This window comes from Clostridium pasteurianum BC1, from assembly GCF_000389635.1.
Taxonomy (GTDB): Bacteria; Bacillota; Clostridia; order Clostridiales; family Clostridiaceae; genus Clostridium_I; species Clostridium_I pasteurianum_A.
In genome coordinates, this window is the sequence record NC_021182.1 from 1,281,118 (window position 1) to 1,296,803 (window position 15,686).

The 15,686-nt window shown below is 30.7% G+C and carries 13 protein-coding genes, 1 tRNA gene and 1 other annotated feature; of the genes, 5 read left to right on the forward strand and 9 right to left on the reverse strand.

Annotated features, from left to right (window positions below):
• The first annotated feature begins 95 nt into the window (after nucleotides 1-95).
• The gene (locus tag CLOPA_RS05895) at nucleotides 96-1,316 is read left to right on the forward strand and encodes an IS256 family transposase (RefSeq protein WP_015614553.1); all 1,221 of its coding nucleotides are present in this window, start codon (nucleotides 96-98) and stop codon (nucleotides 1,314-1,316) included.
• 259 nt (nucleotides 1,317-1,575) lie between these two features.
• Here CLOPA_RS05895 and leuS read toward each other — a convergent pair whose 3' ends face one another.
• Nucleotides 1,576-4,002 (reverse strand): leucine--tRNA ligase, encoded by a 2,427-nt coding sequence (gene leuS / locus CLOPA_RS05900; RefSeq protein WP_015614554.1) that lies wholly within the window; start codon nucleotides 4,000-4,002, stop codon nucleotides 1,576-1,578.
• Between the two features lie 149 nt (nucleotides 4,003-4,151).
• Nucleotides 4,152-4,350: a binding site (T-box leader), on the reverse strand.
• 374 nt (nucleotides 4,351-4,724) lie between these two features.
• Between leuS and CLOPA_RS05905 the strand changes: the two genes are divergently transcribed.
• Nucleotides 4,725-6,683, forward strand: a complete 1,959-nt coding sequence (locus CLOPA_RS05905; RefSeq protein ID WP_015614555.1) for an IucA/IucC family protein — start codon at nucleotides 4,725-4,727, stop codon at nucleotides 6,681-6,683.
• A 21-nt stretch (nucleotides 6,684-6,704) separates the two neighbouring features.
• Here CLOPA_RS05905 and CLOPA_RS05910 read toward each other — a convergent pair.
• The 5 genes from CLOPA_RS05910 to CLOPA_RS05930 form a co-directional block, all read right to left on the reverse strand.
• A tRNA-Gln gene (locus CLOPA_RS05910) sits at nucleotides 6,705-6,781 on the reverse strand.
• 147 nt (nucleotides 6,782-6,928) lie between these two features.
• A complete protein-coding gene (locus tag CLOPA_RS05915) occupies nucleotides 6,929-7,447 on the reverse strand; it encodes a hypothetical protein (RefSeq protein WP_015614556.1) in 519 nt (172 codons plus the stop codon).
• Between the two features lie 17 nt (nucleotides 7,448-7,464).
• A complete protein-coding gene (locus CLOPA_RS05920; protein ID WP_015614557.1) occupies nucleotides 7,465-8,082 on the reverse strand; it encodes a J domain-containing protein in 618 nt (205 codons plus the stop codon).
• Nucleotides 8,083-8,281: 199 nt separating this feature from the next.
• Nucleotides 8,282-9,145, reverse strand: a complete 864-nt coding sequence (locus CLOPA_RS05925) for a DUF5685 family protein (RefSeq protein ID WP_015614558.1) — start codon at nucleotides 9,143-9,145, stop codon at nucleotides 8,282-8,284.
• Nucleotides 9,146-9,210: 65 nt separating this feature from the next.
• Nucleotides 9,211-9,750, reverse strand: coding sequence for a class IV adenylate cyclase (locus CLOPA_RS05930; RefSeq protein ID WP_015614559.1), 540 nt, complete (start codon nucleotides 9,748-9,750; stop codon nucleotides 9,211-9,213).
• A gap of 235 nt (nucleotides 9,751-9,985) precedes the next feature.
• Here CLOPA_RS05930 and CLOPA_RS05935 point away from each other — a divergent pair, with 235 nt between their 5' ends.
• The 3 genes from CLOPA_RS05935 (at nucleotide 9,986) to CLOPA_RS05945 (ending at nucleotide 13,329) form a co-directional block, all read left to right on the forward strand.
• Nucleotides 9,986-10,489 (forward strand): DUF6106 family protein, encoded by a 504-nt coding sequence (locus tag CLOPA_RS05935; protein ID WP_015614560.1) that lies wholly within the window; start codon nucleotides 9,986-9,988, stop codon nucleotides 10,487-10,489.
• Nucleotides 10,490-10,514: 25 nt separating this feature from the next.
• Complete coding sequence (locus CLOPA_RS05940) at nucleotides 10,515-11,552, forward strand: nucleoid-associated protein (RefSeq protein WP_015614561.1); 1,038 nt, start codon at nucleotides 10,515-10,517, stop codon at nucleotides 11,550-11,552.
• Nucleotides 11,553-12,204: 652 nt separating this feature from the next.
• The gene (locus CLOPA_RS05945) at nucleotides 12,205-13,329 is read left to right on the forward strand and encodes a MalY/PatB family protein (protein WP_015614562.1); all 1,125 of its coding nucleotides are present in this window, start codon (nucleotides 12,205-12,207) and stop codon (nucleotides 13,327-13,329) included.
• A 30-nt stretch (nucleotides 13,330-13,359) separates the two neighbouring features.
• Here the strand turns inward: CLOPA_RS05945 and fba are convergent, their stop codons facing one another.
• The 3 genes from fba to CLOPA_RS05960 form a co-directional block, all read right to left on the reverse strand.
• On the reverse strand, nucleotides 13,360-14,283 hold the full coding sequence (gene fba, locus CLOPA_RS05950) for a class II fructose-1,6-bisphosphate aldolase (protein WP_015614563.1): 924 nt from the start codon (nucleotides 14,281-14,283) through the stop codon (nucleotides 13,360-13,362).
• Between the two features lie 149 nt (nucleotides 14,284-14,432).
• Complete coding sequence (locus tag CLOPA_RS05955) at nucleotides 14,433-14,813, reverse strand: DUF4363 family protein (protein WP_015614564.1); 381 nt, start codon at nucleotides 14,811-14,813, stop codon at nucleotides 14,433-14,435.
• A gap of 77 nt (nucleotides 14,814-14,890) precedes the next feature.
• Nucleotides 14,891-15,562 (reverse strand): DUF421 domain-containing protein, encoded by a 672-nt coding sequence (locus CLOPA_RS05960; protein ID WP_015614565.1) that lies wholly within the window; start codon nucleotides 15,560-15,562, stop codon nucleotides 14,891-14,893.
• Between the last annotated feature and the right edge of the window lie 124 nt (nucleotides 15,563-15,686).

Below are 15,686 nucleotides of genomic sequence, written 5' to 3' on the forward strand. Positions count from 1 at the left end.
AATACGTCGTATCTTTGACTGAGAGTGTAAAATAATCTGTGTAAACTCCATAAAGATGATATAATTATTCTTATTAAATGGAGGGTGCACAGATTATGTCTTTTTCAAGAAAGGAACTTATTAAACAACTTATTAAGGAAACAAAGCCTACAAGTGCAAAAGATGTTCAAGAAACATTGAAAGATCTATTCGCCGATACGCTTAAAGAAATGTTAGAAGCGGAGCTTGATGACCATCTGGGATATTCTAAATATGACTACAAAAATAAAAATACATCTAATAGTAGAAATGGACGAAGCTCTAAAAAGGTAATTTCAGATCTTGGAGAATTTCAACTTGATGTACCAAGAGATAGAAACAGTAGTTTTGAACCGGAGGTTGTTAAGAAAAATCAAACAGATATATCTGGAATTGAAGATCAAGTTATTGGTATGTATGCAAAAGGAATGACTACCAGAGATATTGCTACTCACTTAGAAAACATATATGGTTTTGAGGCTTCGCCTACACTAATATCTGGTATAACAGATAAAATTACTCCTATAGCTAAAGAATGGCAAAATAGACCATTAGAAGCCGTTTATCCTATAATCTTTATGGATGCCATACATTATAAAGTTAAACAGGATAATAGAGTCATAAACAAGGCTGCTTACGCAGTTATTGGAGTAAACTTAGATGGTATTAAAGAAGTTTTGGGAATTTGGATTGGAGCTAATGAAACATCAAAATACTGGCTCTTAGTATTAAATGAACTTAAAAATAGAGGGGTTAATGATATACTTATAGCTTGTGTTGATGGTCTTAATGGATTTAAAGAAGCTATTAAAGCGATTTATCCTCGTACTGAGATTCAGAGATGCATAATACATCAAATTAGAAACTCTTCTAAATATGTATCTTATAAAGATTTAAAAGCATTCAATGCAGATTTAAAACTAGTATATACATCTGCAACAGAAGATGCAGCCTTAGCGGAGCTAGCTAAATTTGAAGAAAAATGGGGAGATAAATATCTTATTGCTATCCGCTCATGGAAAGCTAATTGGGAAGAACTTTCTACATTCTTCAAATACCCGCCAGAGATACGAAAAATAATATATACTACCAATGCAATGGAAAGCTATAATAGACAATTAAGAAAAGTAACCAAGAGTAAAAGCGTATTTCCTTCAGATGATGCTTTACTTAAAATGCTTTATCTAGCAACAATGGATATAAGCAAAAAGTGGACCCAATCTATACGTGGATGGGCTCAAATACTAGCTCAATTATCTATATATTTTAGTGATAGGCTTGAAACTGTAATTTTTTAAATTTACCTATAATCTTCTAGTCATAGCTATAATGCTTTACTGTAAAAATATATAATAAATATAAAAAACTAGGTTTTTATATTTCTAATACCAAACCTAGTTTCTCATAAAAACATCTAATTTAAAATTTCTTATGGCAGTTTACACAAAATTATTGACAGACTCCTTTGACTTACTATTTATTTACAATGTTTTAAACTGATATCTAAATTATTATAGTGGCAAAAGAATAGTTAAAGACATTATTCATATTTATTTTCTACTTTGCAACTATATTAACTAATCTTCCTTTGATTACAATTACCTTGATAACATTTTTACCTTCAATAGCTGCTTTGACATTATCATCCTTTAATGCAGTTTCCTTAATTGCATCTTCCTTTAAATCAGAGGCTATATCTATTCTTGCCTTGATTTTTCCATTCACCTGTATTGCAATTTCAACTTCATCTTTAATTAATGCTTTTGGATCAAAATTTGGCCAAGCTTCCTTGAATACTGAAAAATTATTTCCTGTATTTAACCACATTTCCTCCGAAAAATGAGGAGCAAAAGGAGATAAAATTCTTATAAAATCATTGACACATTGCTTTAGGAGTTCAGTATTTTTTTTCTCTTCATTGAGATATTTTGAAAGTGCATTTGTGAATTCCATTATTCTGGCTACACATGTGTTAAACTGAAATTTTTCAGCGTCTTCAGTTACGCTCTTTATTACGAAGTTTCTAACATAGTTTAATTCCTTTTCAGCTTTATCTATGGTAGTTTTGTCAGCGGAAGCTTCAGTACATTGTGATAAAATTCTCTCAACTCTATCCACAAATTTTGAGATAGCCTTTATTCCATCATCGCTCCAGGCACCACCTTCTGTGTAGTCAAAACCAAACATAAGATATAGTCTGAATACATCAGCACCGTATTCTTTTATATAATCATCAGGTGATATTGTGTTTCCCTTGGATTTACTCATTTTTTGTCCATCCGGTCCAAGTATTAAGCCCTGATGTCTTAGTGAAAGGAAGGGCTCATCAAAATTTAGATATCCCATATCCCTTAAAGCCTTTGTGATGAATCTTGCATATAAAAGATGCATGCAGGCATGTTCTGGTCCACCTACATATTTATCTACAGGAAGCATTTTGTTTATAATTTCTGGATCAAAAGCCTTGTCACTGTTTTTGCTGTCAGGGTATCTTAAATAATACCAGGATGAACATACAAAAGTATCTAAAGTGTCAACTTCTCTTTTAGCTGGTCCACCACAATGTGGACAAGTGGTATTTACGAATTCCTCAGATTTTGCAAGAGGTGACCTGCCATCTGGAGCAAATTCAACATCATAGGGAAGTTCAACAGGAAGCTGATCCTCTGGTACAGGAACGATTCCACATTTTTCACAGTAAACTATAGGAATAGGTGCACCCCAATATCTTTGCCTTGAAACAAGCCAATCACGAAGTCGGTAGTTAACCTTCCAATGACCAAGATTTTTTGAAGATAATAATTTTACTATAGCTTCCTTAGCTTCATTACCAGATAGACCGTCAAATTCACTACTGTTTACAAGTTTACCATAGTCAGTATAAGGAAGAGAATCTCCGCCTTCTACTACCCTTATTATTGGTAAATTATATTTTGTTGCAAAGGCAAAGTCTCTTTCATCGTGAGAAGGAACTGCCATAACAGCACCTGTTCCATAGGTGGCAAGTACGTAGTCAGCTACCCAAATAGGAACTTTTTTGCCGTTCACAGGATTTATAGCATAAGAGCCTGTGAATACACCAGTTTTTTCTCTTGTTAAAGATTGTCTTTCTATATCAGATTGTTTTGCTGACTGAGTTTTGTATTCTTCTACAGCTTCTATGTGTTCAGTAGTAGTAACTTTATCTGTTAATGGGCTTTCAGGAGCTAGAACTACGTAAGTAACTCCAAATAGTGTATCTACTCTTGTAGTAAATACATCAAAGGTAACATCACTATTATCCACTTTGAAAGTAGCTTCAGCACCTTTAGATTTACCAATCCAGTGTCTTTGCATGGCTTTTGTTTTTTCTGGCCAATCCAAATCATCAAGTTTTTGCAAAAGTTCTTCTGAATAATCGGTAATCTTTAAAAACCACTGGGTTAGATCTTTTTTTACTACTTCAGTACCGCAGCGTTCACAGCCACCATCTACTACCTGCTCATTTGCAAGTACTGTATTGCAGCTAGGGCACCAGTTGACAGGAGCTTTTTTTCTGTAAGCTAAGCCTTTTTCATAGAGTTTCAAAAATAACCACTGAGTCCATTTGTAGTAGTCAGGAAAACAGGTTACAACCTCATGATCCCAGTTGAACATTGCTCCCATTGCCTTAAGTTGTTTTTCCATGGTTTCTATATTTTTAATAGTGGAGTCTTTGGGATGAACTCCTGTTTTTATAGCATAATTTTCTGCTGGAAGACCAAAAGCATCAAAGCCCATAGGCTGAAATACGTTATAACCCTGCATTTTCTTAAATCTTGCCCAGGAGTCCACTGGACCGTAGTTAAACCAGTGACCTGCATGAAGCCTTGCTCCAGAAGGATATGAAAACATTTCTAGAGCATATAATTTTTTACCCATGTTATTTTCATCAAATTTATAAAGGCTTTTATCTTCCCATATTTTTTGCCATTTTTCATCAATTTTAGTACTGTAGTTTCCCAATTTTGAATGACCTCCTCAATATCTCATATGTAATAATATATCTTATCTTATTTATTAGAATATTAGTATTTCTGCTAAGTTCACGTTAAATATCAATTCCTTTAGTTTTAGCTAATATTTAAAACATATTAAAAAAAACCCTCATCTCAAAAAGAGACGAAGGTTAAACTCCGTGGTACCACTCTAATTAGGTAAGAACCTCACTTTACAATATAACGGTTTTAACCGTACTGCTTTTTGGCAGCAATGCTCCCAAGTGAGTTCATATATTATCATCACTGTCTTTCAGCAAAACAACAGCTCTCTTTAGATGATTTCAATATTACTATTCTTGTTCAAAGCAAAATATAAAAATATATTTACACCAATAAATTATAGATTATATATCATATATTGTCAATACAATTTAAAAAGCCAAATTAAAAGTAATAAGTATTGGTATTTTAGCATATTTTTAATTGTTTAATAATAATTTATTTTCAGATGACTTATACATTTTTAAGATAAGCTATTACTTGTAAAAATAAGGAAGATAAATGAGCTAGTGTATTAAAGATGAAACTATAAGTTGATTAATACATCAGTATTTTATTGTTTTAATATGAAAAATTCAACATAAGATGGTATAATTTTTGTAAAAAATTACATATTTGTCTATTATGAAATCTATATCACATCTTTAAAGTGTTATTTTTACATAGATAAAAGAAAGAGGTATTGATATGAATTTTAATAATAAGATCCCCTTAAAATCAGATGACTATGACATGAATCAAGAGGAAAAAAAGATTTTTAAATGGGCAATGGAAAATAAATTTTCAGAAGGAAATATTTTAAAATGCCTTTACCAGGCTAGGCTAAATTCTATTTCACGGTTTTTAAGCAGTTTTCTAAGAGAATTTTCCACAGAAGAAATATTTCAAAAAGTTAATCATGACAATAGTTTAGTTATTGAGAATTACTTGAAAAAAAATAATATTGCTATGGAAAAAATAGCTAGGATACCTTATTTTACGCAAGAAAAGACTACATTTATAATATTTATAAAAAAAGAGTATGAGCTTAAGAGATTTTTAATTGAAGAATTTCCAATTTTACTTGAAGATAATAATATAGTTGAAATAAAAAGTACTGATACAGTAATAGATGTATTTAAAAGCATCAGTATTTTAAAGTCTTATAATATAGATAAAATAAGTAAGGATCTGCACATAAGTAATGCTCAGCTTTTTATGACAACATTATTAAGATTAAAGAATCTGCATTTGGATAATAAAATCTATAGAGATATATTTAGTGGTAATTATAATAGAGATAAAAATGAACTCTTGACTTTTTTCGAGCAATGGTGCATAAATGGGCATTTAATGCATCCCACACCAAAGTCAAAGCAAGGCTTAACTGTAGATGATTTGATAAAGTATTCACCAGAGGCCAAGAATACTTTTAAGCTGGAACTTATAGCTGTGAAGAGAAATTTAGCAGTATATAACTCTAACCTTGATTATAATTATGATGATTATATTAGTACTATTTTTAAAGAAAATTATTTAAAATTAAAAAATATATTTAAGGCTTTGGGATTATCCTGGGAGGATTATTACGTTATACCTGTTCATCCTTGGCAATATTCTCACATAATAAATAATAATATTGAAGTATTGGATAATAAGACATTAAATAGCAGCAAAGAATTATTTAAAATAAACGGTGATGTCAATATAGAAGGACGGCCTCTTATTGCTTTTAGATCCTTACTTTTGAAAGGATTAGATAAGTTTATAAAATTGCCAATGGAACTTCAGATAACAAGTTCAAGAAGGCATTTGTCTAATAGAGCCTGTCATCATGCAATATATATTTCTAAAATAATCTCTGATATAAAACAAAATAAAGGAGTATCAGATAAATTTCAATTTCAAAATGAGGAGAGCAGTATTCATATATCTAAATATATTGGTGTAATATATCGTGAGAGCATAGATAGCTTTGTAGGGGAAAATAGTATAGCAATTCCAGCAGCAGCTTTTTATGAGGAGTCTCTAATAAATAAGGATAATACTGTAATAGATGATATACTGGCAGCATATTTAAAGACTAATGATTTTACAAGCACTAATGAAGCTGTTTTAAAGTTTTTTCAGCAATATACAAGTTTGATGACAACAGATGTAATTAGGCTGCTGACAGTATATGGCATTGCTTTGGAGGCTCATCTTCAGAACAGTATAATTGTATTGAAAAATTTTTATCCGGAAAAAGTAATTATAAGAGATGCAGAGGCAATTAACGTATGTCTGGATAGATTAAAAGTGAATTTCCCACAGCATAAATTTTTTAAGAATTCATGGAATGTTATTGAGGGACCTGAAGATTGTCAAAAGGTAATAATGCATTCTTTAATTATTTCCAATATTGGACAATTTATTTATTATTTATCTGAAAGATATAATATAGATGAAGATACCTTATGGAAAATTGTAAAAAATATATTCAAATCAATATTTGCATCAATTAAACAAGCTGGATATGAAAAAAATGCATTAGAGGACGAAGAGTATTTATTTCAGCCTTATATATTCAGTAAAAGCCTTTTTAAAATGAAAATTGAAGACAAATCAGGAAATAAATTTATATATGTAAAACTTCATAATCCCATGTATAAAAATCAAAAAAGCTAAGATTTTTAAATCTTAGCTTTTTGGCTGCCCTAGCAGGACTCGAACCCACACAATGCCTGAGCCAGAATCAGGTGCCTTACCAATTTGGCTATAGGGCATTAGCGACAATTAATATTCTATCAGTTTTTTAGCAAATGTCAATACAATATAGATGAAAAAATTTCTAAATAAATAAAAAGTAATTTCAGATATAATTAAGAGTATTTTTAGTATGGCAGATAACCACATTAAAAATGCTCTCGTTACTATTTTAGTCTTTTCAAATAGTTTTTACCCACATAAGAGATAAATAAAGTTAAAGCGTAGTCATAAAGTAGAAAAATAATTTCCACTGCAATTATTAAAAGGGCAATGGGAAACTTTGTTGCTGCTATTATATCCACCACAAATATCAATTTATAGATAAGATAGATAATTACAGCACATATGTTAGCAAATAGAATTTTTAATAATATTTCAATAGGCAGTTTATTGATTTTCTCTATATAGTATTTTATAAAGCCATAGCTTCCAAAGAATATTATATAGGATAATACATTTAATTTTATTCCCAGCAGCAGAAGGGATAATAGTGAGGTAGCTGCATAAATAGTAACGCTATTTCTTAAATTGGTAGTGATTATGGAAATAGGAATTATACAGGAAACTATTATAAGAATAAAGAATTTATTTGTAGGTAATATATTGGAGATATATATAAATAACAGTGATAGTGCTGTATATAATCCTCCTTTAGTTATATTACTGGTTTTTGTTTTCGCCATACAAGTTAACCTCCTAACTAGCAGCCTCCACCCATACAATCACACATCTGTTCTGCACACCATATGCTTATACAAATACTGCAGCAATCATCTCTATCGTTTCTTCCTCTATTAAAATAGGGCTCTCTATAGGTGCTATTTCTCTGATTAAGAGATTGAAAGGCATTTCTGTATTCAGGGTTTTGAGGGCTTAAATTATACGCCATACTTATATAAGTATAGGCATTATCATACCAGCCTTTTTTCATGCAAACACTGCCCATTAGAAAATTCCATTCTGCATCTCTTACCTTTATACCAGTTAATTTCTGCTCTGCTGAATCTAAATTACCATTATTTATATCCATTCGTATGGAATTATATAAATCAGCATTATTGCCAGTGGACTGTGAACTGTAGCTTTGATTATAATTTGTACTGTTATTATTATAGCTATTTTGACTTGAACTATGATTCTTTAAAAGATAATCATAAGCTTCATTTATCTCTCTCATCTTTTCTTCTGCAAGATCCTTTAATGGATTATTACCATATTGGTCAGGATGATATTTTTTTGCTAATTCTCTATAAGCCTTTTTTATTTCTGCTTCGGAAGCACCTTCCTTTATCTCAAGTACCTCATAGGGATTTCTCATTTATTGTTTCCTCCTCGCATTTATGTAAGCATTATTATATTTTAAATTACATTTTCATATACAATGTAGTAAACTTTAAGTCTTCTCTTTTAATCTTAACAAATTAACTGTAAAAATACCATTTAAATTGCATCCAAGGATAGAATTTCCCCAAAATTGCACCTCACATGGGTGTGATTCTTGGAATAAACGGATAAAATCATACAACTGGGGTGATAAAAACCTTCTCCATTTTCTCTAAAAGACCAAGCTGTAATATATTGTAGAGAATATCCTTGTTGGTTTTAAGGGGAAGTTTATTAAGACATTCAAAGCAACCTCTTGCACAGGTAACTAATATGAAATCTATTCTATCCTTTATGGAAGCTTTGAATTCTTTAAAGGGTAAATTTTCAGCGTTAAAAATATTATTTATGGCATTAAATTTACCTTTCTTCATATCCTCCTCTAAATCATCAAAGGCATCTATTATATATATCCATTTACCTAGATTATATCCAAGGGTATAAAGCGTATCCTTATAATCTTGCAATTTAGGATAGGAACTAAGTACAAAGGCTGTAAGCTCTGCAAAGGGATGAGAAAGTTCATCTATGGTAATATTATCTACAGTATCTTCTAATTTATATAATTCATTTAACTTTTCCTTTATGAAATTACTATGTTTTTTAAGATTATCTGGAAATTTCTTAAAGTAATTTTTTAGGAAGAAGGCAGATAAGCTACTCAGCTTTGATTTATCATCTTTCACGTCATCTGTCAGTTTAAAATATACCAGTGCTACATTTAAGAAACTGGCATAGTCCAGTGCTGAATTATTAATTATAAAATTCCTTTTTTTAACGGGATGAGCTATGCAGTTTCCATAATGAAGCTCACAGGGTTCTTTCTCTAAAGCATCAAGAAGAATTGCTACAAAGGTCATATCGTAATTTACGATAAACCTTGGAAGAGTTCCATAATTCTTTTTTATAGAGAGACAAAGACCACAATAATAAGCTTTAAATTTCTCATAATCTTTTATCTTAAGTTCACCCTTTGAGGGTAGTACATATCCAAACATAGCGGCTCCTTTTTCTTATATATACATATACAAGTTTTAAATTTACCATATGGAATACTAGAAGGTTATTTGTTTGATGCTTCTTTAAGTATTTCGTATATGGTTTTTGAAGTAGTATCTTCCATGGTGTAACCTAAAAGTTGTACTATTTCCTTTAATTCATTTTCTTCATTAGTTTCAATTTCAATATAAGGGAAGGGACAAAAGGATTTATCATTTATGTCTATTTCCACTAAAGTATTTTTATATTTATAGCTTTCTCTAGATTTTTTTATGCTGCTTTTAAGTATTAGACCAAGAGACAAGAATATATCATTACCTATATCACCATTACTTATGATAACTTCATTCTCTTCCATAATTTTATATTTTTCCTGACTTATAAGTTTTTTTGTAGTCATATAATAGCGTGTTTCATTTTTTAATAAATCTTCTATAACTCTGATTCTAGCGTAGCCCTTTTCTTTAAGTAGTCTATTATCAGGAAAGTCATATAAATTATTAATTTGATTTTCCATTTTTACTCTTTCAGCTTTTATGTTAAGTAGTTTACTTCTTATTTCATCTACATTTATATGTATTATCTTTGTTTCCAGTTCTTTCAAAAATTTCACCTCTTAATCCGTCATAAGGACAGTTTAAATTCATATTTTTACATGCCTCAAATAATATTCATTGATATTATAACATAGTGGAATTAAATAAGGCATCTGAAAATAAATAATAAGTTACAAAATAGACTAGTATACTGACTAATTATGTAAAAACTTATAAGTTTAGATTAAAAGATTGATATGATATAATTAAGTATATTTAAATGTTAGACGAGGGGGATAAATAATGAATGATTTTTATGAACAATTTGTGGGTAGGAAAGACAGCAGATTATATAATTATATTAAGTTTTTAATGTATGCTACTAGTTTTATAGCCTTAGTTTTTTTCGCCATAATGAAGATTATAGGTTTTATTATATTTGCTGTAATAGCAGTTCTTATTTTTGTTGCCAGGAGAAAGTTATATGTGGAATATGAATATAGCTTTACTAATGGAGAAATAGATATTGATAAGATAATAGATAAAAACAATAGAAAAACAGCAGCTAATTTCCAAATAAGAGATATTGAACTCATGGCAAAGGCAGAAAGTGATTTTGTAAAGTCTAGCGACTTTAAGTATGACAAAGAACTGAATTGTTATAATAATTGTAATAATAGCGATATTTACAGTATATTAACAGTTTGCAATCAGGAAAAATTAAGAATAAACTTTGGGCCGGATAAGAAATTTATAGAAGTATGCTTTTCGATGAACCCTAGAAAAGTAAAAACATCCTTAAGATAATCATAAACAATTTGGAGGGAATAATTTGGAATACATTAATGAGGTTAATTTGAATGAAGCCATCCTTCATGTGTTAGACAACAATGGTGATGAGCCCATCTACGATGAATACACATTGGAGCTTTCAGATGAAACCTATGAATATATATTAAAACATATACAAAAATCTCTAAAAGATGAAGAATTAAAATATGCAGTATTTAATAGTGAAAGAAACATTGTTAAGGAGCTTTCACAGGAATATCTAAGTGGTCAGGGAGCTTTCATAGCTATATCTAAAGAAATAGCAAAGCAGCTTTTTATATTAATGAAGTCAAATGGGAATATACCATCTTGTGATCTCATAGTAGTATCTATATCTACAGAATTTGGGCCTATGCTGGCACTTTTAAAAATGGATTATGTTAAAAATTACACTCACAATATAGAATTTTTGGAGGATAAAATAGGAATAAATATAATACCTCAATTTATAGGCCTCCCGTCTGGAGGACAGAGACTTCAAAAATGCGCTTTTATAAAGCCTATTTTAGATGAGAACAGTTTTGATTTAATGCTTATAGATAAGCAGAGTAAAACTAAAGATGGTGAAGACTATGGTTCAAATTATTTTATAAGTAATTTTTTGGGCTGCACTGTGGTTGAGAATGAGAGAGATGTTACCCGTAATTTTATTAAGACAGCTGAAAAGTGGACAAGAAATAATTTAAAGGATAATGCGGAAGCAGCAGAGGTTGTCAGATCTTCTCTTAAGAAAAAACTTAAGCAGGAGGATAAAATTGATATTAATGAATTTTCTCAGGATGTTTTTGGTGAAAGTAAAGATGTAGCAGAAAATTTTGTTCAATATGTTAAGGAACAAGGTGTAGGCGAGCATGTAGAGGTTGATAAACAGTGGGTAGAGAATAAGCTAAAGAGAGTACGCCTCAAAATAGACAAGGATATTGATGTCTATATAAATGAAGAGACTTATGATGATAGTTCAAGGTTTGAAATTGTGAGAAATGGTGATGGAACAATAAATATAGTTATTAAGCATATTAAGAATTATATAGAGAAATAAATTCTCAGTAGTAAAAAGGGGCGAACTAACTATAAAGATTGATCAAACTAATAGATGGTGATTTTAAATCGTTAACAAGTGAAAGCTTTTCACCTTGCTTACGCGGTGAAAAAGTGAAAGATTGCCGCTGGAGCGTCAAAGTGAAAGATTTAACCTTGGCTTCGCCTCGGTTAAAAGTGAAAGAATTCACGTGGTGAATAGTGAAGGGTGCTTTTTCTCCACTGCGTTACGAAAAAAGCCTTATAAATAAAAATTTAATGATTATATGATTATGGAAGTTCAAATATGTTTTTAGACCGGTAGGTCGTTGGAATAGTTGAATTATCCAATATTGTAAGCCTAAAACTCTATAAGATAATATCATATTAGTATAATACAATTGGTCCTACGGACTATAAAATAACTATTTGAATGTTTTTGTTTTAAATTTTTTCGTAGAGAAGCGGAGAAAAAATATCCTTTACTTTTGGCGTAGCCAAATCTTTCATTTTTAACGAGCGGAGCGACGTTAAAGCTTTCACTGGTTAATGAACAAAAACAATCAAGTTAATTCGTACTTTTCTTATATTGTTCAATATTCTCAATTAGATGGATCATCAATAGAATTTATGTTATGGATATAAAAAAGTATAAAAATTAAGAGGTGAATAATATGAAATTTGATTTTGATTCTATTATAAACAGGAAGGGTACTAATAGTATCAAATGGGATACAGTTCCTGAAGGTTATATTCCACTTTTCATAGCGGATATGGATTTTAAATCTTCACCTGCTATTATTAAAGCTATAGAGAAAAGAACGGCTCATGGTGTTTTTGGATACACAAACCCTGGTGAGGAAGTTTATGATGCTATTTTTAAGTGGTTTTATAAGGAATATGGGTTTCAATTAAAAAAATCATGGATTACCTGGCTTCCTGGTGTAGTACCCGGACTTAGGGTGGCAAGTGCAATGGGACAAGGAGACGTAATCACTACTACACCTAATTATTCCATGTTACTTTCTGCACCAGTAAAAGCTGGGAGGCATAGAATTGTTTCTCCATTAAAGCTAGGTAGTAGAGGCTATGAAATGAATTTTGAGGATTTAGAGAGAAGAATTACTCCTGAAACAAAGGTATTTTTACTTTGTAATCCACATAACCCTGTGGGAAGAGTATATACAAAAGAGGAACTTTTAAAGGCAGCAGAATTTTGTAATAAACATGATTTAATTCTTGTGTCAGATGAAATCCATTGTGAACTAGTTTTTGATAGACCTCATATACCTATTGTAACTACAGGAGATATTGCTCTTCAGCGATCTATTACTCTTATGAGTCCTGGAAAGACATACAATATTCCTGGAATTCCTATTGCTTTTGCAATTATTCCTAATAAGAATCTTAAAAAACGTTTTGAGGCAGCAGGTTATGCCATGCCTCATCCAGGGATATTGAACTATGAAGTTTGCCGTGCTGCCTACGGAGATTCAGAGCAGTGGAAAAAAGAGCTTATAAATTATTTACGTGATAATCGTGACTATATTGAAAGAGAAATTTCTAATAGATTTCCTGGAGTAATTTATACACATGTGGAAGGGACTTACTTAATGTGGCTGGATTTCAGACCACTTGGAATAGAAAAACCATTTCAATTTTTCTATGAAAAAGCTAAGGTGGTTTTTTCAGATGGTAAGGATTTTGGCGAAGATGGTTTTGTAAGACTTAACTTTGGCTGTTCCCGTCAGTTGTTAGAGGAAGCCTTTCATAGGATAGAAGATGCTATAAGAAAGTAAAAAAGGAAGGGGATACCTTCCTTTTAAAAATTATAGAGTATTTGCTGAACCTAAAACATTTTCTATTTTATCTTCTACAGTAGTTTGGATTGCAGCTCTTCCAGCTCCACAGTATTTTCTTGGATCAAATTCTTTTGGAGTATCTCCAAATACTTTTCTGATACCAGCTGTAAAAGCAAGTCTTAAATCTGTATCCATGTTGATTTTACATACAGCTAGAGATGAAGCTTTTCTTAACATATCAGTAGGTATTCCCTTTGCACCAGCAATATCTCCACCATATTTGTTACAAGTTGCAACAGCTACAGGATCAACTGCAGAAGCACCATGAAGAACTATTGGGAAGTTAGGTAATTTCTCTTGTATTTCTTCTAAGATATCAAATCTTAATTTAGCTTCTCCAGTGAATTTGAAAGCACCGTGACTTGTTCCAATAGCTATTGCTAATGAATCAACTCCAGTTCTGTTTACGAAGTCTACTGCTTGGTCTGGGTCAGTGTATACATGAACGTCGCTTTTAACGTCATCTTCAACTCCAGCAAGTACTCCAAGTTCAGCTTCAACTACAACGCCATGAGCATGAGCATAATCAACAACTTCTTTAGTTTTAGCTACATTTTCTTCATATTCAAAATGTGAACCGTCAAACATAACTGAAGTAAAACCTGTTTCAATAGCAAGTTTAACTGTTTCAAAATCTGGACCGTGGTCTAAGTGAAGAGCAAGATCTACTCCAGTATCAGCTATAGCAGCATCAACCATTGCCTTTAAATATTTAGGACCAGCATACTTTAAAGCACCTGATGATACTTGAAGTATAACTGGTGATTTTTTAGCTTTTGCGCCGTTAACAACTCCTTGAATTATTTCCATATTATTGATGTTAAAAGCACCTATTGCGTAATGACCTTCATAAGCCTTTTTAAACAATTCTTTAGTAGTAACTAATGCCATTTTAAAATTCCACCTTTCAAACTTAAATGGGGACTATTTTTGTCCCAGTGGGACATCTCCCTACATTTATTATAATTCAAATGAAGATTATTTTCCATAGTTTAGGCACAATAATTTTCATTAAAATACGTTTTAAATGTTAATTTTCATTAAAATACGTTTTGAATGTTAATTTTCTCTAATTTTCTAATTCTTTCTATCAAAAATTCTATACTTTTAGCAGATGCAAGAGCTTCATCTTTATTTTCACATTTTATGTATTCTTCAAGCTTGTGTTCTTCTATGCTTATATCGTCAATTAGAGTATGATTTATAAATAGAGAACAGTTATTGGAATAAATGTGCCAATCATTAGTTATTTTAGCTGATAGATTATTAGCTGCCTTCCAATTGCCATCATTAATATAATTTTTTATAGAATTATTAGAGGAATACATGATATAAGATATTTTGTTTAGATATTTTACTGAAAGAAAACAAGCAAATATCATAGCTGCAAATAAGACAAAAGCTACAACAACGTTTTTCATTATATATCCTCCTCGTATAAAATTTAAATTTCATATCTCTAAACTTAATGGGTGTACAAACTCCCACTAAGTAAGTTTCATTGATAAAGTTGTGTGTAAAATTTTCCCTTTGAATCAACAAGGGCAATAAATACATCTTTATATGAATTTATATTTTTACTTCTCAATGTAGTCATAAGCCATTTTTCATCCCGGTTTATAATATCTAAGTTTTTATGATTAACTACACCATCTAATATTAAGGTTACAGGAATAGTATCCTGCTTACATTTAACATTTAAATCTTGTTTTGTGGCATTAGAAAGTTCAGTCTTTGGAATTATGGATAATTGCCCACTGGTTTCTAATATGGCAAATTCTATATCCTGCAGATTATAATAGCCTTTAAGACGTACTTCCTCTAATAAATCATTCATATTCAGTCTTTGACTTCTCATTACTTCTACATCTACTTTACCATTATTGATCAGTATACTTGGTTTCCCGGATATTATTAAACGAGCAGGCTGAATCTTTAATTGTAATATGGAAATAATTATTTCTATAAATAAAAGAGTTATTATGGGTATTATTCCATGAATAATAGGTATTCTTGTATCCTGCATAGGAAGCGAAGCCAAGTCAGAAATTATTATAGTTATTCCAAGTTCGAAAGGCTGTAATTCGCCTATTTGCCTCTTTCCCATGACTCTCATTACTATAATCAGTAAAATATATAATATAATAGTCCTTATCATAAGAATAAACATAAAATCTCCCCTTAGTAGTTATTCTATCTACAATCTATAATGTTTGCATATTTGTGAAATTTAATGCAAAATAAATTTTCTATTTTAGTTGCCTTTTACTGGAAGACAGGAAGATAATAAATTT